The sequence below is a fragment of the Thermoanaerobacterium calidifontis genome, from assembly GCF_055381745.1.
Map to the genome: position 1 here is coordinate 554,489 of NZ_AP042436.1, position 18,243 is coordinate 572,731.

An 18,243-nucleotide genomic window follows, 5' to 3' on the forward strand; every position below is an offset into this window, starting at 1 on the left:
TCAATAGTTTATGATCTTTTTCTTTTCACTTAAAAGTCTTTCTGGTATTACATCATTTTTGATTAAGTCATCATATGTTTCCCTGGCTACTATTAAATCTGATTCGCCATTATTTAGAAGTACAGCAGCAGGGCGGGGAAGGCGATTGTAATTGCTTGCCATTGAGTAATTGTAAGCGCCTGTACATGTGACAGCTATTATATCGCCACTTTCAAGTTGTGGCAAATCTATGTCCCATATAAGCATGTCACCAGATTCACAACATTTTCCTGCAATAGAAACTTTCTCAAGATTTATTTTGCGAGCTTTATTAGCCACAATTGCATTGTATTTAGCACCGTACAAAGCTGTCCGTATATTGTCAGCCATACCGCCGTCAACTGAAACGTACTTTCTTACGCCAGGGATGTTTTTTATTGCTCCAACAGTGTAAAGCGTAGTGCCTGCATTGCCAATTATAGAGCGACCTGGCTCTACGATTATGTGAGGCCTTTTTATATTTAATTCTTTTGAAAATTCTTCAACTGTCTTCAATATCTCGCTTGCTATTAACTCTATAGGTTGTGGGTCATCTTCTTCAACGTAAGCTATTCCAAATCCGCCACCTAAATCCAGATTTTCGACTTCCCAACCTGTAGTATCTTTTACTTTTTTGAGGAAGTTCATCATTATATCTATTTCTGCCTTATACGAATCATAGCTAAAAATCTGTGAACCTATATGGCAGTGTAAACCGGTTAGATTTACATTATCCAGCGTCAAAGCGTACTTTATTGCATCGAGAGCATCCCCGTTAAAAAGAGGGAATCCAAACTTAGAGTCTATTTGACCAGTTTTAATGTATTCGTGGGTATGGGCTTCTACACCGGGTGAAATTCTCAAGTATATATTGGGTTTTTTGCCCATCTTTAAAGCCAGTTCGTTTAGCATATTGAGTTCAAACCAATTGTCGACTATAATGCAGCCTATGTTGTATTCCAATGCCATTGTTAGCTCATCCATTGATTTGTTGTTACCGTGGAAATATATATTTTGAACAGGAAAATCGGCTTTTAGCGCTGTATAGAGTTCACCACCGGATACTACGTCTAATCCTAAATTTTCTTCTTCTATGATTTTACATATAGCTGTTGTCATAAATGCCTTGCTGGCATAAATCACTTCATTTCCTGGATAATTTTTCTTAAAACCGTTGTAGAAGGAACGGCAATTTTCTCTTAGTAGTTCTTCATCTATGACGTAAAGGGGAGTACCGTATTGCTTTGCTATCTTTACAGTATCACACCCAGCAATTTCTAAATGACCTTTTGAATTTATACGCATGTTCTTTTGAAACACAAAACCATCTCCATCACTTTATTAATTTAAAATATCAAAATCAATGTATAAATAAAAACAGCTAAGGTATTTTCTTTAGCTGTGCGTCAATAGACATAGAAATACCTCCTTTCCCTTAGCGAGATAGCTCATCACAAATAGTCCGGGTTAACTACTTGTGACAGTCCTATACATCTTATGCATAGGCCCAGCTATGTAGATATTAAGGTATCTACATGCTTCGGCGGATTTATCCCTTTCACATGCAATCATCGGTTCCTTAAAACCTATTGCATGTTACTCTTGATGCTCCGCTCCTCTACCTCACCTTCAAGGAAGATGAGGTACATAGTATTTATTTTTTAATATGATATCATTAAAAACTGAATGTGTCAACATATTTATAAATCATTGAGGGAATAATCAATAATGAGACTTTGAAGGGGTGATGTTATGCAGTGGTTGATGACTTTTATAGCATCTTGGTTAATTTTCATCTTGCTTATTGATTTTAAACAGATAAAATATACGATATGGGCAGGAGTCATGGCTTCTATTTGCCAGTTAATAATTGACAATATGGCATTTCACTTAGAATTATATGATTTTAGGTACGATATTTTAAAAATTTTCAATTCATCATTCTTTTTTACATTTGGTGCGCCATTTACGATAGGCATATTATACGCACAGACTTATCCGGAGAATAGAATATTGAGGCTTATAAATGTTTTTGTATCTACTGCTTTGTTTTTTGGATTAGAGTACGCATTAAAGCTGTCTGATGCTCTTAAATACGTGCATTGGCATTACTTTTACAGCATTACGATAGATGTCTTGGCATTGATGTCTTTAGGCAATCTGATTACAATATTTAGATTGGCACCGTGGATGAGAAATGAAAGATAATTGAATGGAGGATAAGCGTGCTTAAATTTATCTTAATTGTTTCTATAGATTCAATACTTGTTTACATGTGGTTTAGATACTTAGATGGCTTGAGAAAAAACAGATGATTAATAATGTACAAAAAAAAGATGTAAATATCATAGGTATTGTATATTTGAAATACTGAAAAATAATATTATAATATAAGTATCAAACGTTTACCATTTTAAGGGGGATATCGAAAGATGGCTGATGTTATTCTTAAGCATGTATACAAAACATATCAGGGTGGAGTGACGGCTGTTAAAGATTTCAACTTGGAGATTAAAGACAAAGAATTTATAGTCTTAGTTGGACCATCTGGATGCGGAAAATCTACTACATTAAGGATGGTTGCTGGTCTTGAGGAGATAAGTCAAGGAGAGTTATATATTGACGGGAAATTAGTAAATGATGTGCCACCAAAGGACAGGGATATAGCGATGGTGTTCCAGAACTATGCTCTGTACCCGCACATGACAGTCTATGACAACATGGCTTTCGGCTTAAAGCTTAGAAAAGTGCCAAGGGCAGAGATAGATCAAAAAGTAAAGGAAGCAGCCAGGATACTTGGCATAGAAGATTATTTAAAGAGAAAGCCAAAGGCATTGTCAGGAGGACAAAGGCAGAGGGTTGCTTTAGGACGTGCTATAGTTCGTAATCCTAAGGTGTTCCTCATGGATGAGCCTCTTTCAAACTTGGATGCAAAGCTTAGGGTTCAGATGAGGACAGAGATTGCAAAGCTTCATGACAGATTACAGACGACATTTATATATGTAACACACGATCAGACAGAGGCTATGACGATGGGATCAAGAATAGTAGTCATGAAAGATGGCGTTATACAGCAGGTAGATAAGCCGCAAGTAATATATGAGCATCCTGATAATTTGTTTGTTGCAGGTTTTATTGGAAGCCCACAGATGAATTTCATAGATGCAAGGCTTGAAAGTGAAAACGGAAAAGTTTATGCATCTTTCAAAGGCTTTAAAGTTGTGGTTCCAGATGGAATCGTAAAGAGGTTAAAAGATGAAAGCTATATAGGTAAAGAAGTTGTATTGGGCATAAGACCAGAAGATCTGCATGACGAGGAAGTTTTCCTTGAAGCATATCCAGATAGCGTTATTGAGACTAAAGTAGATGTTACAGAGCTTATGGGTTCTGAAACATATCTCTACCTTGATTTGCAAGGACAGCCGCTTACAGCGAGAGTTGATCCAAGATCGACAGCAAAGGCTGGCGATATAATCAAAATCGGTCTTGATACAAATAAACTCCATCTGTTTGACAAGCAGACAGAGCAGACGATATTAAATAGATAAAGCAATAAAACCCATAGGAGAGATTATTCTTCCTATGGGTTTTATTTATGCATACAGTTTTCCGTACGGTCTATGACCTGCAGGATGCAGCTTTATAAACTTGTGGTTCATGATTTTATCGTAGTCGTACTTGAAATACGATGAAAAATTTTTGATGTATTTGCTTATTTCCTTTAAATCTTCTTCTGTCGCTTCTTCTTTTATTACTTCTTTTCCAAGCTTGTAATCTTCTACGTCGTTGCACCTTAAATATATGACACCGCCGTGCATTCCTGTTCCGCAGTATTCACCGACGATATCTTTCTTGTTGCTTAAATTTAACACTATCATGCATCCACCTGCCATGTATTCACCAAAGAAGTCTCCCGGCGTTCCACCTATTACGACTACTGGAACTTTGTCTTTGTACTGCTTCATGTGGATACCTACTCTGTATCCGGCATCGTTTTTTATATACATGGAACCGCCTCTCATGCCGTATCCAACAACATCTCCAACGTGACCGTGGACTATTATGCTTCCGTCGTTCATGGTGTTTCCGATGGCGTCTTGGCCATTGCCAAACACTTCAATCGTCAATCCGTCCATAAATGCGGCTAAGTCATTTCCTGGCGTACCTTCTATGTTTATTTTTGTACTGCCATTTAAGTTATCTCCTATATACCTTTGTCCGTTTACGTTTTTTAAGTTTATTACATCTTCTCCTGCATTGACTAGTTCTTTTATCATTTCGTTTAAGTCTTTGTAATGCATATCTTTTGCATCGATTGTCTTCACATTAATGCACCTCCAGATCCAACATTTTTGACTTTCTTAAGTCTTTAGGGAAATACACGTATCCGAAATCATCTTTCATAAGATGATCTTTAAATGGCGAAACATCGATTTTATCTCTTATTAGTCCGGTGTATATTCCTGCTCTATCAACATCGTTTATCAGTATGAAGCCTACAATATTGTTACCTTTAAGCACAATTTTTTTATAAGAGTTTTTGTCATAATCAGCTTTTGTTATCACATCGTAAGAGCTATCTGGAGGATTTATGATTCCGGCTGTAATGATGTAGGTATCTTTGTATCCTATGGAATTCATAGGGAATGTACCTTTTGTGGTACTTTCAACGCCTACCATGTTTAGACCAGCTATCTCTCCTTGCATGTATGCACTGGGCCATATGGGCACGACTCTATTTGAATCGATAAGCATATCGTATCCTTCAGCGACATCTCCAGCAGCGTATACATCGTCAAGATTAGTCTTCATATTTTTGTCTACCAATATACCCCGGTTGACTTTTATAGCTGTTCCTTTTACGATGTCTGCATTTGGAGTTACGCCTATTGCAAATATGAGATGGTCGGCAGGCAATGTTTCACCATTTTTTAGATGGACTTCTTTTACATAGTCGTCACCTATGATTTCATCTACTGTTGTGTTTAACTTGATCTTTATACCGTCGCCTGTAAGCCTCTTTGTTACTATAGACGCAGATTCATTGTCAAGGATAGTGCTTAAAATTCTATCGGCAAGCTCGACGATAGTGACGTCTGCTCCTAATTCATGAAGTCCTTCTGCAGCCTTGAATCCTATAAGTCCGCCTCCGACGATGACCACTTTTGAGTTTGGTTTGACGCTGGATTTTAAGCTTTTTGCTTCGTCAAGTTTTATAAATGTCTGGATGTTCTTCTTTTCAAGGCCGTTTATCGGAGGGACGAAAGGTTTGCCACCTGTTGCTATAAGCAATTTATCGTACGATACAAAATCGCCATTTTCAAGCATGACATTTTTTTTATTCTCATCAATAGATACTGCTTTTACACCAAGAATGGCTTTCACATTGTTTTTTTGGTAAAAATCCTTGTCTCTGTAAGCCATTTTTTCTTCTGTAACTGTTCCCGCAAGATAGTACGATATTAAAGGTCTGGAATACACGTGGTATTTTTCATCAGATATGACGGTTATATTTGACGTTTTGTCGTACTTTCTGATGGCTTCCACTGCTCCAACCATTGCAGCGGAGTTTCCGATTATTACTATATTCATCTATATACCTCCTTCATAGACGAGAGCTTCGTTAGGACAGTTTTTTACACAGGCAGGCTCACCAGCTTCTGCACACAGATCGCACTTTGAAGCAATTTTATTGTTTGTGTCTCTTACGATTGCTCCAAATCCACAGACGAGGACACATGTCCAGCATCCTACACACTTATCGGTATCGCAAGTTACAACACCTGTTACAGGATCTTTTTGCATTGCACCTGTTATACAAGCCTTTACACATGGAGCATCATCACAGTGTCTGCATTGCAGCGAGAAGGATAATGGACGATTTTCTTCTACAACGATTCTTGGAGCTGGACGGTTGCTGTCGAGTTTGTATGCCTTCAAAACATCTTTATACTTGGAGTGGGATGTTATACAGTATACCTCGCAAAGTTTGCATCCGACGCAAACTTCTTCCTTGGCATAAACCTTCTTCATATATTTCAATCCTTTCATTCAATATGATAGATTAATAGTTGATAAATGTAATATTAAAAGATTTTATTCTCCGGCTGCCAGTATGCCTAATACATCCAGTTCTTTCTGTGTCATGCCTATTCCTCTTAGCATAAGCCTGTTGCCTTTTAGGCTTTCAATGTCGTTTATACCCATACCGCCAAGCATCTCCTGTATCTCATGGCCCCAAGCTGTAATGAGGTTTATAAGCCTTTTGTATCCTATTTCAGGGTTTAATCTTTTTACGAGATTAGGATCTTGAGTAGCTATTCCCCAATTGCACTTTCCGGTGTAGCATTGTTGGCACATGTGACAACCAAGTGCGATGAGTGCCGCAGAACCTATATAGACTGCATCAGCGCCTAACGCAATAGCTTTTATTATGTCAGCACTGCTTCTTATGCTGCCTGCTGCGATGAGGGAGATGGTGTGTCTTATACCTTCTGAGCGAAGCCTTGAATCTACTGATGCTATGGCAAACTCGATGGGAATGCCTACATTATCCCTTATGCGCTTTGGAGCCGCACCTGTACCGCCTCTAAAACCATCTATAGCGATGTAGTCAGCACCAGCCCTTGCGATGCCAGATGCTATGGCTGCCACGTTGTTGACTGCAGCTATTTTCACACCGACAGGCTTTTTGTAGTCTGTTGCTTCTTTTAGCGAATATATCAACTGACTTAAATCTTCAATTGAGTAGATGTCATGGTGTGGTGCAGGTGATATGGCGTCGCTGCCTACAGGTATCATTCTTGTCTCGGAAATGTCTTCGCTTACTTTTTCACCAGGCAAATGACCGCCAATTCCGGGTTTTGCCCCTTGACCAATCTTTATCTCAACTGCCGCAGCAGTTTTTAAGTATTCCCTATCAACTCCAAATCTACCTGATGCCACTTGAACGATTGTATTAGGACCGTATTTTCTAAAATCCTTATGAAGACCGCCTTCACCAGTATTATAGTATATTCCTAATTCTTTTGCTGCTCTTGCCAGTGATGCGTGAGCGTTGTAACTTATTGAACCATACGACATGGCGGAAAACATTATAGGGTAATTTAATGTTAGCTGTGGAGGCATTTTTGTCTTCACGTTTAAATTTTCGTCTAATTCTATTTTATCTGGCTTTCTCCCTATGAAAATTTTTAACTCCATTGGCTCTCTTAATGGGTCTATAGAAGGGTTCGTAACCTGACTTGCATTAATCACCATCTTGTCCCAGTAAATAGGGTATGGCCTGTCGTTTCCCATGGCTGACAGAAGAACTCCTCCTGTTTCTGCTTGCCTGTATATATCTCTTATGGCATCGTAAGTCCAATTGGCGTTTTCTCTGAAAACTTGAGGATGTTTTACTATTGTTAAAGCATGTGTAGGACACATTACGACGCATCTTTGGCAATTTACGCATTTATAATCGTCAGCTACCATTTTGCCTAAATCTTCATCGTAGCTGTGTACTTCATTTGCGCATTGTCTCATGCAGACTTTGCAGTTTATGCATTTATCGTAATCTCTTATCACTTTAAATTCTGGTGTAAGGTAATTAAGGCTCATGCAGTAACCTCCTTTTTATTGAAAATCTCAGAGACGTTTTGCTGATCCATCTCTGCAATTACAGGCTCTCCACCTTTAGGTATCCATACTCTATCAGGATTTTTGCAGACTTGCCTTATAGCTGATTCTTCGCTTGCGACGTAAATTACATCACCGTGGCTTGCGGCTGTTAATGGTCTTAATTTTATCCTGTCATTGATGGCGATGAAGCCATTATCGTATGTTACGATGAGTGAGAAAGGACCATTCAATAAAGCTTTGCTGTATATCATTTTGAGACTGTGATAAAGTTCCCTTTCCTTTTGAGGCATGCGTTCAACTTGATTCCACAGAGGTGACGCTACGACTTTTGCCGCCAAAGACACAGGTAGATTGTGCTTTCTTAACAGTAGATCGAAGATGTACGCAGCGACTTCGGTATCTGTCTGAAGTGTGCAAGAATATCCGAATTCTTCTAAATACTTTCTGTTTGTGTCATAAGAAGAAAGCTCTCCATTGTGTACTACTGATATGTTTAAGAGATTGAAAGGATGTGCACCGCCCCACCATCCAGGAGTATTAGTAGGAAATCTGCCGTGAGCTGTCCACATGTAGCCATTGTAAGTTTCTAATTTGTAAAACTCAGCTACGTCTTCTGGATAACCAACTGCTTTAAAGACACCCATGTTTTTGCCGCTGGAGAAAATATACGCTCCATCCACGTTTTTATTTACATTGAAGATAAATTTAACGACGAAATCTTCATCGGTAATTTCATTGGCATTTAACACTTCAAGTTTAGGCAATGCAAAGTATCTGTAGATAAGAGGAGCATTTTTTATGCTTTCTGTTTTTCTTGTAGGTATTTTTTCCTCGTAAGCTATGACGAAATTTGCTTTAAGCAATTCTTCAGTTTCCTGTTTTGCCTTTGTGTTGTCGTAAAACATGTGGAATGCGTAATGCTCTTTAAACTCAGGATAAATGCCATAGGCAGCGAAACCACCACCAAGGCCGTTTGATCTATCATGCATCGTTGCAATCGAATCGGCAATTATCTGGCCAGAAAAAACCGCTCCAGATCTATCTATTATGCCGCTAATAGCGCACCCAGAAGGTATCCTTATATTTCCTTCTTTCAACATTTTATAACCCCCTTAAAATTTTTTATGTGCAATATTTTTTTTGTAAACTGCAATTTTTAGAAAAAGTTTACTGCAGCATATTCTTACAGTAAACCGTTTGAAGCCAAATTTTTAGCTCGATAAGAGTGTTATCAATATTATATTACATTTTTTGAAAATTGCAATACAAAAATGTAGAAATTCATAAAGTAGTTTTGTCAAAAATCGCTTGTGACATTTTACGGCAAAATTTTGTTAATTTCTACAATACCTATTTTTTCTACTACAAAATATTGTATAATTATTATATACTTTATATTAAGGTGGTATTGTATGAGTATTTACGATAATATTAAAAAAGCCGTTAGAGATTTTCAAAGATATGTAGATGTTCCAATATATCTCATCGATAAAGATGGCAAGTTGATCTTTTCAGGTGAAGAAAATTCTTTAAAAAAAGAAGGAATTTTTGTCGTAAATAGAGAATTTATAGATAAAAAGGATGTATACGAATGTCAAGCCATGACTTTCTACAACATATTTGTAAACGGATGGCGTTTTTTGACTGTCGGCGTTAAAGGTACTGGCGAGAAGGCTCGAAACATTGTCATGCTGTTGTCAATGAGCTTTGAACACATGTCAAATCAGTTGTCGAAAGATGACTTGCTTTTAAAGCTTCTTTTAGGTGATTTAAAAGGCGATGAGATGGAGTATTACTTTCAAAAATTTAAAATTGAGGAAAAAGAACTTTATAGAGTTATAATAATTGAGTCAAGTGAGCAGATTTATGATGCCTATAAAATGGTGGGGCACATATTTGAAAAGAACAGCTATCAAACCATCATTCTAAGTGAAAATAGATTTGCCGTTTTGCTTGTAGAGACAGCTTTAACAGATATTGATATGGCTGCAAAAACTTTAAAGGATACAATAGAATCCGAAATATATATTAGGATAGATATGGGTGTTTCAAACAAAGCCTACAATTTTAAAGAGATAAGCAAAGGCTATGATGAAGCGTCTACAGCATTGAAATTTGGGAAAAAAATTGATAACAATGAGAAGGGGATTTACTTTTACAGAAACTATGCCTTAGAGGAGCTGTTATTGAAGCTTTCAGATGATGAGATTAAGAGGTTTCTCTTGGCTTTTACAGATAGCAATTTGGATTATTTCAATGACGATGAACTTGTTACGACTCTCAATGCTTTTTTCAGGAATAGTTTGAATTTAAGCGAGACATCAAGAGATTTGTACATCCATAGAAACACTTTAGTTTATAGATTAGATAAAATACATAAGTTGACAGGATTTGATCCTAAACAGTTTAATGATGCCGTAATACTTAAGGTTTTAATGACGTTTGCGAAATTTTTGCCATAGTAAAAATAATTTCGAAAGGAATGTTGCAGGAAATGATTAAATTTGTTGGGGTTTCAAAGAAGTACAAAAATGACATTATCGCTGTTTCAAATATCAATTTTACGATTGACAATGGCGAGTTTGTCTTTTTGGTGGGGCCAAGTGGTGCGGGGAAATCTACGATATTAAAGCTTCTTTTGAGAGAAGAAATTCCTACTACAGGAAGTATCTTTGTAGATAAAAAAGATATAACAAAGTTGAAAAGAAAAGAAGTGCCGTATTTAAGGAGAAATATTGGCGTAGTGTTTCAGGATTTTAAACTTTTGCCGAATAAAACAGTGTATGAGAATATTGCATTTGCACTGCAGATTGTGGAAGCTGAGCCTAAGTATATAAGAAGAAGGGTACCGATGGTTTTGTCTTTAGTTGGATTAAGCGAAAGAGCCAATTCATATCCGCAGCAATTGTCTGGTGGCGAACAGCAGAGGGTGTCAATTGCAAGGGCGATTGTAAATGAGCCTTCGATTCTTGTGGCTGATGAACCTACGGGTAATTTAGATCCTGATACGTCTTGGGAGATAGTAAAGTTGCTGTCTGAAATCAATAAAAGGGGAACAACTGTAATAATGTCTACACATGCGAAAGATATTGTTGATTCGATGAAGAAAAGGGTCATTGCTCTTGAAAAAGGGAATATAGTAAGAGATGAGATGAGAGGTGTTTACGGATATGAAGCTTAATACTGCAGCATATTACATAAAAGAAGGTCTTACGAATGTCAAAAGAAACAGAGCGATGACAGTTGCATCTATTACTTCTGTTACGGCGGCACTGCTGATATTAGGGCTGTTTTTGATAATCATACTTAACGTGGATTCTATGGCCATCCAAGTTGAATCGCAATTGGAGCTTAAAGCATTCATAAATGATAATTATGATGCTGCTAAAGTGGCAAAAGTGGGTGAGGAGATAAAGGCAATAAGCGGTGTAAAATCCATAACGTTTGAGTCTAAAAAAGACGCTCTTAATAATTTTAAAAAACAGTTGGGCGACAAAAGCTATTTAGTAAATGGCTTGGAAAATGACAACCCGATGCCGCAGTCTTTTATAGTCAAAGTGACAGATGCAAACATGATGAAGCAAGTTTCAGAAGAGATAAAAAAGATTGACGGTGTAACGCAGGTAAGCTATGGACAAGATGTGGTAGATAAACTGCTGGGAATTATAAAAATAATAAGGATTGTTGGCCTCTTTGTGATACTTATTCTCTTTATAATTTCAGTTGTAATAATTTCAAACACAATTAAATTGGGAGTGTTTGCACGCCGCAGAGAGATTAACATCATGAAGTATATTGGCGCTACAGATTGGTTTATCAGGTGGCCATTCCTTGTAGAAGGCATTGTGTTAGGGCTTGTCGGTTCAGTGCTGGCTATAGCTATATTGGGCTTTATATACGGATATGCTTCAGACCTTGTGAACAACAAATTGATTATATTTACGCTTCTTCCTGCAGGTGTCGTGATAAAGCAATCACTTGTGTACTTTTTGGCTATGGGTTCTTTAATAGGTGCCATTGGCAGTGGCATATCTATAAAGAGATTTTTAAATGTCTGAGGAGGTATATTATTGAGGAAAGGAAAATGGAGGAAGATAATTTTTACATTATTAATTTCAGTGATGCTTCTTACGACATCATTTCCCAGAGCTGACCAACTGCAAGACGCAAAAAACAAATTAAACAATGTTCAAAGCGCTATAAGTCAAAACAAGGCTAAGCAGAACCAGATTGCAAGTCAAAAGCAGGATATACAAAAGGAAATACAAGATCTCGATATGAAATTGAACGATACTACGAAACAGCTTAACGATGCAGAGGCGAAATTAAATGATGCGATAGTAAAATTAAATAAAGCACAGCAAGAGCTTGATACGGCCAAAAAGACGGAAGAAAGTCAAAGGGATGTATTGAAAGAAAGAGTAAGGGCCATGTACATAAGCGGTGGAGAAACAGGTTATCTTGATGTGCTTTTAAGTGCAAAAAGCTTTGCTGACTTTGTAACAAGGCTTGATTTAGTAGAAAGGCTTGTTGGGTTTGATGTCAATCTCCTAAATTCGTATCAGCAGCAGAGAAAGACTGTTGAGGAAAAGACGAAGCAATTAGCTATAGCAAAGCAGGATGCAGAAAATTATAAAAATCAGGTAGAGGCCAGAAAAAGAGATATTCAAGTTGCCTTGTCATCAAGGGAAGGATTCATGAGAGATTTAGAGAGGCAACAAGAGCTATATGAGGAGCAAGAAAAGGCTCTTTTAGAGCAGTCAAAGCAATTGGAGAGCACCATAGCCAAATTGCAGTCATCTAACACTGTTTATACAGGTGGAAAGCTTGGATGGCCTGTTCCCAGCAGTTCAACAATAACATCGCCATTTGGGACAAGATATCATCCTATTTTGCATGAGTATATAATGCATACAGGGATTGATATAGCTGCATCATATGGAGCCGCCATAGTTGCTGCAGCAGATGGCAAAGTCATATATGCAGGATACTATGGTGGATACGGAAACGCAGTTATAATTGACCATGGCGGCGGCATAACCACTTTATACGGTCATAATTCTGAACTTTTAGTTACAGTCGGTGAAACGGTGAAAAGAGGCCAACAGATAGCGAAAGCCGGTAGCACTGGGCTGTCAACAGGGCCTCATTGCCATTTTGAAGTAAGGAAAAATGGAGTGCCCGTAAATCCTTTAGACTGGTTAAAATAACCAGTCTATTTTTTTTGTCACCATATTATTGTATAATAAGATGTAACATCATATAATTTAGAGAACTGTTTTGATGCTTGGCAGTTTAATATTTTGGCTTTAAAGAAAGGAATGGATAAATATATGAACAAAAAAAGAATGGTTGCTGGCGCGATTTTACTTGTATTTGTAAGCAGCATAATGACTTTCTACCTTACAAGGCTTATTCCACTTGCGTACGGCGGTTCGGTGATTGTGCCGAGAGAAGAGTACAACCTTATTAAGCAGTACAGCAAGCTTTTTCAAGTTGAGAACATACTGACAAATGATTATGTTGATAAGATAGATCAATCTAAACTTGTTGATGGCTCAATAAAGGGCCTTGCCAGTTCTCTTGGAGATCCATATACGGTTTACATGGATAAAAAAGATTACCAAGATTTCACTACACAGACGACAGGCTCTTATGCAGGTGTTGGCATCGTGGTTTCAGTTGACAAAGATGGGCATATCGTAGTTGTCTCGCCAATGAAAGGAACGCCGGGAGAGAAAGCCGGAATAAAATCTGGCGACATAATAGTATCTGTAGACAATGTCAAGGTTAATGGAAATAATTTAGATAAAGCTGTTTCTTTGATGAAAGGGCCTCAAGGCACGAAAGTATCACTTGTTTTGATGAGAGACAATAAGCTTATTACTAAGACTCTGACGCGAGAGATAATCAAACTGCAGACGGTAAGCAGCACTATGCTGCCAGGCAACATAGGTTACATTAAGATGACGATGTTTGATGAAAACACATCTGCTGATTTTACAAAAGCTCTCGATGGTCTTAAATCACAGGGCTTAAAAGGACTTATCATAGATTTAAGAGACAATCCAGGCGGCATATTGGAACAGTGTGTAAATATTGCTAATGAACTTTTGCCAAAGGGGCTTATAGTATCTACAAAAGGCAGACAAAGCAAGGACAATCAAGTGATATATGCAAAAGGGCCAGGGTTGCAAAAGCCGATAGCTGTCCTTGTTAATGGCGGAAGTGCCAGTGCTTCTGAAATACTGTCAGGCGCAATAAAAGACAGAAAGGTTGGAGTGCTTGTGGGCACAAAGACATTTGGCAAAGGTTTGGTACAGTCTGTCATAGATTTTGGCGATGGTACTGCTCTTAAGTACACATCTGCAAGGTACTACACGCCAAGCGGTGTAAACATCCAAGGGAAGGGCATTGAGCCAAACTACGTTGTTGAGCTTCCAAAAAACTATGTCGTGACGGACACACCAGATTTGAAAGGCGATACACAGCTTATAAAAGCATACGACATAGTAAAATCAGAGATCAAATAAGGTGTTTATATGATATATATTAATTTAATATGGCTTATAATTAAATCTATTGCGTTGATGATCTTAAACCCTTTCGTGTGGCTTGTCGTCGCTTTTATCTACTTTCAGTACAAGAGGAATGTAGAGATTGAAAGGCAGATGGTGGGAAAAGAGCAAACATCCCTTAAAGATCAGGTTTTGGATTCTGTCATATATGGCTTTTTGATAGGCATTTTGGGTAGCATAGTGATAGTTTTTTTAGGAATAACAATAGATAATATTGGCATAGAGTACGTATTTCCGCTTGCAATACTGCTTATGCTGATAAATCCGAGGTATATATGCTTTTCTTACGCTGGTGGGATTGTATCACTTATTAGCTTGATGATTGGATATCCAAACGTAAATGTATCGGGGCTTATGGCTATAGTAGGCATTCTCCATCTCATGGAAAGCATACTCATTTACCTGGATGGTTCAGCAAACAGCATACCTGTGTTTGTAAGGCTAAAAAACGGCAATGTTGCCGGTGGATATACGATGCAGAAATTTTGGCCTATACCTTTTATTGCCTTGTCAACGACGACAGCCATATTAGGTGGTGCATCATCCATAAACATGCCTGATTGGTGGCCTCTATTAGGGCCTTCTTCGAATCTGAAAAATATCGTATTTATCATGATGCCTGTAGTTGCTGCACTCGGATATGGAGATATAGCTCTTACAGAGATGCCTAAGAAAAGAGCCCATAGATCGTCCATAAGGCTTCTGGGCTTTAGCTTAATATTAATAGGCTTATCTCTTTTAAGCATTAAAATATATATTTTCAAATGGATTGCGGCTATCTTTGGACCATTGGCGCACGAGTTAATCATTATAATTGGGCAGAGGGAAGAAAAGACGAAAAAACCGCTTTTTGAATACCAAGATACTGGTTTGATGGTGCTGTCTGTAGTAAAAAATTCTCCTGCTGAACAAATTGGGATAAAGCCAGGCGATGTAGTTTTAAAGATAAATGATATTCAGATTAACAGTGAAGATGACATTAAAAGACTGCTTTCAACAAATCCAACCATATTGTTTATTACAGTAAGAGAGACTGATGGCAGTTTTGTCAGATATGAATACAGAAATTGTAAAGGGATAAATTGGCTTGGACTGCTTATCGTACCGCAGTATCCGGATAATTTATACAGCATAAGTGAGATGGAAAATGGAGGTTTGATAAAAAGCTTGTTGCGGAAGTTTACGAAAAAGCATTAGGAGGTAAAGCGGATGTTTGTAGAAACTTATGAAACATACAATGCTGTTTCTGATAAAACATTGAAAGGTAAATTGGTGGTTGTGATAGATACGCTTAGGGCTACCAGTGTCATAACGACAGCCCTTGTCAATGGTTCAAAAGAGGTCATACCAGTAGCAGATATTGAAGAAGCTGTAAACCTGTCTTACAATTTTGACAAAGATGAAATATTATTAGGTGGGGAGAGAAATGCCGTCAAAATCGATGGGTTTGATCTTTCCAACTCGCCTTTGGAATATTCAAAAGATGTTGTAGAAGGAAAAACTATCATATTGACGACTACTAATGGTACGAGGGCTTTAAAAAAAGCTTCTTCATCAGATGATGTCGTTGTTGGGTGCCTTTTAAATGTTTCATCTATTGCAGAATACATCCAAAGAGAAGATAAAGATGTAGTAATCATCTGCGCTGGCACCGAGGGAAAATTCTCTATCGATGATATTATAACTGCTGGCGCTATTTTGCATAAGCTTAAAGAACTAAAGCCGTATGAAAGCGATGATTTGTCAAAGGCGTCATATTTTCTATATGAATCATTTAAAGACAATGTTTTAGACATAATGAAATACGGTTATCATTTAAACAGGATAGAAAAATTAGGTTATCATGATGATGTGGAGTTTTGCACAACGATAGATATGTTTTCAATTGTTCCCAAATACATAAATGGTGTAGTAAAGATATGTTGAAAGCCGGCCCGTGCCGGCTAAAAACATATGTTTGTGTTGATTTTTTATATATGGTATAATATTATAAAATGCTTGGGAATGTTTATAGAAGGTGTTTGTAATGAGTGAGTTCAAACTTGTATCAGATTATAAGCCTACAGGTGATCAGCCGGAGGCAATAAGAAAATTGACAGAAGGCGTAAACATGGGCCTTAAGTGTCAGACGCTATTGGGGGTCACCGGTTCTGGCAAGACATACACTATGGCAAATATCATAAAGAATGTCAATAAACCTACACTTGTAATTGCACATAATAAGACGTTAGCGGCTCAGCTTTGCGCAGAGTTTAAAGAATTCTTTCCAGAGAATGCTGTAGAATACTTTGTAAGTTACTATGACTACTATCAACCAGAGGCTTATGTTCCACAGACAGATACTTACATTGAAAAAGATGCGTCCATAAATGAAGAAATTGATAAACTGAGGCATTCAGCTACTGCAGCGCTTTTTGAGAGAAGAGATGTTATTATCGTTGCCAGCGTTTCATGTATATACGGATTGGGTGATCCGGAGGATTATGAGGAGCTTATGCTTTCTTTAAGGCCTGGCATGATAAAAGATAGAGATGAAATTTTGAAGAAACTTGTTGACATCCAATATGAACGAAATGACATCAATTTTGTGAGAGGCAAGTTTAGAGTAAGAGGTGATGTGATAGAGGTTTTTCCAGCATCATCATCTGACAAAGCAATAAGGATCGAGCTTTTTGGCGATGAGATCGATAGAATCACAGAAATAGATGTATTGACTGGAGAGATAATCGGCGAAAGAAGCCATGTGGCTATCTTTCCAGCATCACACTATGCTACATCGAAAGAAAAGTTGAAAAAAGCCATAGAAAGCATAGAAAAAGAGCTGGAAGAAAGGTATAAAGAGCTTAAAGATCAAGGGAAAATTTTAGAAGCTGAAAGGCTTAAACAGAGGACTAATTACGACATCGAGATGCTTCAAGAAGTTGGCTATTGTTCCGGTATAGAAAATTATTCGAGGCACATATCAGGCAGGGCTGCTGGAAGCCCACCTTATACGCTGTTAGATTATTTCCCTGATGATTTTTTGATGTTCATCGATGAATCCCATGTTACAATACCGCAGATTAGAGGCATGTACAATGGTGATAGAGCAAGAAAAGAGTCTTTAGTAGATTTTGGATTTAGGCTTCCGTCTGCATTTGACAATAGGCCTCTGAAATTTGAGGAATTTGAAGAAAGGATAAATCAGCTTATATGTGTTTCTGCTACGCCAGGGCCATATGAATTAGAGCACTCTGAGAGGGTTGTTGAGCAAATAATAAGGCCAACAGGGCTTGTAGACCCAGAAGTAGTTGTTAAACCTGTTAAAGGGCAAGTAGATGATCTGCTAAGCGAGATAAAAATGACTGTTGAAAAAGGATACAGGGTATTAGTCACGACTTTGACGAAAAAGATGGCTGAAGACTTGACAGATTATTTTAGGGACATGGGCGTAAAAGTGAAATACCTCCATTCGGATATTGAGACGATAGAGAGAATGGAGATAATAAGGGATTTGAGGCTTGGCAAGTTTGACGTCTTAATCGGAATAAATCTATTGAGAGAAGGCTTGGATTTGCCTGAAGTGGCTTTGGTTGCCATTCTCGATGCAGATAAAGAAGGATTTTTGCGATCTGAAACTTCACTTATACAGACTATAGGCCGTGCTGCGAGAAATGCCGATGGTAGAGTCATCATGTATGCGGACACTGTAACAGAATCTATGAAAAACGCCATAAACGAAACCAACAGAAGAAGAGCCATACAGATGGAATACAACAAAAAGCACGGCATTACGCCAAAGACGATTGTAAAAGGCATAAGAGATGTGATAGAGGCTACAAAGGTAGCTGAAGATAATGGCACTTATAAAGTGAAGAAGGCAGAAGTAATAGATAAGGTGTCTATTGAGAAAATGATAAGTGAGCTTGAAAAAGAGATGAAAAAAGCTGCAAGAGACCTTGAATTTGAAAAAGCCGCAAAACTCAGAGATAAGATATTTGAACTTCAAAAGATGATGAAAAATGCTATATGATTGCTATTGCAA

Annotated in this window: 16 protein-coding genes and 1 riboswitch; of the genes, 10 read left to right on the plus strand and 6 right to left on the minus strand. The window is 37.8% G+C overall.

The genetic code is table 11. The annotated features are described in order from the left end of the window. On the minus strand, window positions 1-1,323 hold the full coding sequence (lysA, locus tag ACZ42G_RS02930; protein WP_464852092.1) for a diaminopimelate decarboxylase: 1,323 nt from the start codon (window positions 1,321-1,323) through the stop codon (window positions 1-3). Between the two features lie 131 nt (window positions 1,324-1,454). After that, window positions 1,455-1,647: riboswitch (Lysine riboswitch) on the minus strand. A 123-nt stretch (window positions 1,648-1,770) separates the two neighbouring features. Here lysA and ACZ42G_RS02935 point away from each other — a divergent pair. Together ACZ42G_RS02935 and ACZ42G_RS02940 are read left to right on the plus strand one after the other, a co-directional pair. After that, window positions 1,771-2,226, plus strand: coding sequence for a CBO0543 family protein (locus tag ACZ42G_RS02935; protein ID WP_464851310.1), 456 nt, complete (start codon window positions 1,771-1,773; stop codon window positions 2,224-2,226). Window positions 2,227-2,450: 224 nt separating this feature from the next. Beyond that, complete coding sequence (locus ACZ42G_RS02940; RefSeq protein ID WP_013787311.1) at window positions 2,451-3,566, plus strand: ABC transporter ATP-binding protein; 1,116 nt, start codon at window positions 2,451-2,453, stop codon at window positions 3,564-3,566. Window positions 3,567-3,611: 45 nt separating this feature from the next. On the opposite strand, the gene ACZ42G_RS02945 is transcribed toward ACZ42G_RS02940, so the two are convergent. The 5 genes from ACZ42G_RS02945 to ACZ42G_RS02965 all read right to left on the minus strand — a co-directional run bounded on the left by ACZ42G_RS02945 (window position 3,612) and on the right by ACZ42G_RS02965 (window position 8,741). Next, a complete protein-coding gene (locus ACZ42G_RS02945; RefSeq protein WP_274892315.1) occupies window positions 3,612-4,343 on the minus strand; it encodes a GltB/FmdC/FwdC-like GXGXG domain-containing protein in 732 nt (243 codons plus the stop codon). 1 nt (window position 4,344) lies between these two features. Beyond that, window positions 4,345-5,610, minus strand: a complete 1,266-nt coding sequence (locus ACZ42G_RS02950; RefSeq protein WP_464851312.1) for an NAD(P)/FAD-dependent oxidoreductase — start codon at window positions 5,608-5,610, stop codon at window positions 4,345-4,347. Beyond that, window positions 5,611-6,051: a 4Fe-4S dicluster domain-containing protein gene (locus ACZ42G_RS02955; protein WP_014758125.1), complete on the minus strand. Its 441-nt coding sequence runs from the start codon at window positions 6,049-6,051 to the stop codon at window positions 5,611-5,613. A 63-nt stretch (window positions 6,052-6,114) separates the two neighbouring features. Further along, on the minus strand, window positions 6,115-7,620 hold the full coding sequence (locus tag ACZ42G_RS02960; protein ID WP_013787315.1) for a glutamate synthase-related protein: 1,506 nt from the start codon (window positions 7,618-7,620) through the stop codon (window positions 6,115-6,117). After that, entirely contained in the window at window positions 7,617-8,741 is a 1,125-nt protein-coding gene (locus tag ACZ42G_RS02965) for a class II glutamine amidotransferase (RefSeq protein WP_013787316.1), read from the minus strand. The genes ACZ42G_RS02960 and ACZ42G_RS02965 overlap by 4 nt, the downstream gene beginning before the upstream one ends. Window positions 8,742-9,053: 312 nt before the next feature. Here ACZ42G_RS02965 and ACZ42G_RS02970 point away from each other — a divergent pair, with 312 nt between their 5' ends. From ACZ42G_RS02970 to uvrB, 8 genes are all read left to right on the plus strand, one after another. Further along, complete coding sequence (locus tag ACZ42G_RS02970) at window positions 9,054-10,103, plus strand: PucR family transcriptional regulator (RefSeq protein WP_464851315.1); 1,050 nt, start codon at window positions 9,054-9,056, stop codon at window positions 10,101-10,103. A gap of 32 nt (window positions 10,104-10,135) precedes the next feature. Beyond that, window positions 10,136-10,822 (plus strand): cell division ATP-binding protein FtsE, encoded by a 687-nt coding sequence (ftsE, locus tag ACZ42G_RS02975; RefSeq protein ID WP_013787318.1) that lies wholly within the window; start codon window positions 10,136-10,138, stop codon window positions 10,820-10,822. Beyond that, window positions 10,812-11,699 (plus strand): permease-like cell division protein FtsX, encoded by an 888-nt coding sequence (gene ftsX, locus ACZ42G_RS02980; RefSeq protein ID WP_274892319.1) that lies wholly within the window; start codon window positions 10,812-10,814, stop codon window positions 11,697-11,699. Before ftsE ends, ftsX begins: the two co-directional genes overlap by 11 nt. A 12-nt stretch (window positions 11,700-11,711) precedes the next feature. Then, window positions 11,712-12,851 (plus strand): peptidoglycan DD-metalloendopeptidase family protein, encoded by a 1,140-nt coding sequence (locus ACZ42G_RS02985; protein ID WP_464851318.1) that lies wholly within the window; start codon window positions 11,712-11,714, stop codon window positions 12,849-12,851. Between the two features lie 123 nt (window positions 12,852-12,974). Next, complete coding sequence (locus ACZ42G_RS02990; RefSeq protein WP_085112308.1) at window positions 12,975-14,174, plus strand: S41 family peptidase; 1,200 nt, start codon at window positions 12,975-12,977, stop codon at window positions 14,172-14,174. A gap of 9 nt (window positions 14,175-14,183) precedes the next feature. Further along, entirely contained in the window at window positions 14,184-15,416 is a 1,233-nt protein-coding gene (locus tag ACZ42G_RS02995; protein ID WP_274892320.1) for a PDZ domain-containing protein, read from the plus strand. Window positions 15,417-15,428: 12 nt separating this feature from the next. After that, the gene (locus ACZ42G_RS03000) at window positions 15,429-16,145 is read left to right on the plus strand and encodes a 2-phosphosulfolactate phosphatase family protein (protein WP_274892321.1); all 717 of its coding nucleotides are present in this window, start codon (window positions 15,429-15,431) and stop codon (window positions 16,143-16,145) included. Window positions 16,146-16,245: 100 nt separating this feature from the next. Then, a complete protein-coding gene (uvrB, locus tag ACZ42G_RS03005; RefSeq protein ID WP_464851320.1) occupies window positions 16,246-18,231 on the plus strand; it encodes an excinuclease ABC subunit UvrB in 1,986 nt (661 codons plus the stop codon). Window positions 18,232-18,243: the final 12 nt, after the last annotated feature.

Bases quoted from the DNA above. Each gene is read 5' to 3' on its own strand.
- lysA (WP_464852092.1), bottom strand. From the start codon at position 1,323: ATGCGTATAAATTCAAAAGGTCATTTAGAAATTGCTGGGTGTGATACT.
- ACZ42G_RS02935 (WP_464851310.1), top strand. From the start codon at position 1,771: ATGCAGTGGTTGATGACTTTTATAGCATCTTGGTTAATTTTCATCTTG.
- ACZ42G_RS02940 (WP_013787311.1), top strand. From the start codon at position 2,451: ATGGCTGATGTTATTCTTAAGCATGTATACAAAACATATCAGGGTGGA.
- ACZ42G_RS02950 (WP_464851312.1), bottom strand. From the start codon at position 5,610: ATGAATATAGTAATAATCGGAAACTCCGCTGCAATGGTTGGAGCAGTG.
- ACZ42G_RS02955 (WP_014758125.1), bottom strand. From the start codon at position 6,051: ATGAAGAAGGTTTATGCCAAGGAAGAAGTTTGCGTCGGATGCAAACTT.
- ACZ42G_RS02960 (WP_013787315.1), bottom strand. From the start codon at position 7,620: ATGAGCCTTAATTACCTTACACCAGAATTTAAAGTGATAAGAGATTAC.
- ACZ42G_RS02965 (WP_013787316.1), bottom strand. From the start codon at position 8,741: ATGTTGAAAGAAGGAAATATAAGGATACCTTCTGGGTGCGCTATTAGC.
- ACZ42G_RS02970 (WP_464851315.1), top strand. From the start codon at position 9,054: ATGAGTATTTACGATAATATTAAAAAAGCCGTTAGAGATTTTCAAAGA.
- ftsE (WP_013787318.1), top strand. From the start codon at position 10,136: ATGATTAAATTTGTTGGGGTTTCAAAGAAGTACAAAAATGACATTATC.
- ftsX (WP_274892319.1), top strand. From the start codon at position 10,812: ATGAAGCTTAATACTGCAGCATATTACATAAAAGAAGGTCTTACGAAT.
- ACZ42G_RS02990 (WP_085112308.1), top strand. From the start codon at position 12,975: ATGAACAAAAAAAGAATGGTTGCTGGCGCGATTTTACTTGTATTTGTA.
- ACZ42G_RS02995 (WP_274892320.1), top strand. From the start codon at position 14,184: ATGATATATATTAATTTAATATGGCTTATAATTAAATCTATTGCGTTG.
- ACZ42G_RS03000 (WP_274892321.1), top strand. From the start codon at position 15,429: ATGTTTGTAGAAACTTATGAAACATACAATGCTGTTTCTGATAAAACA.
- uvrB (WP_464851320.1), top strand. From the start codon at position 16,246: ATGAGTGAGTTCAAACTTGTATCAGATTATAAGCCTACAGGTGATCAG.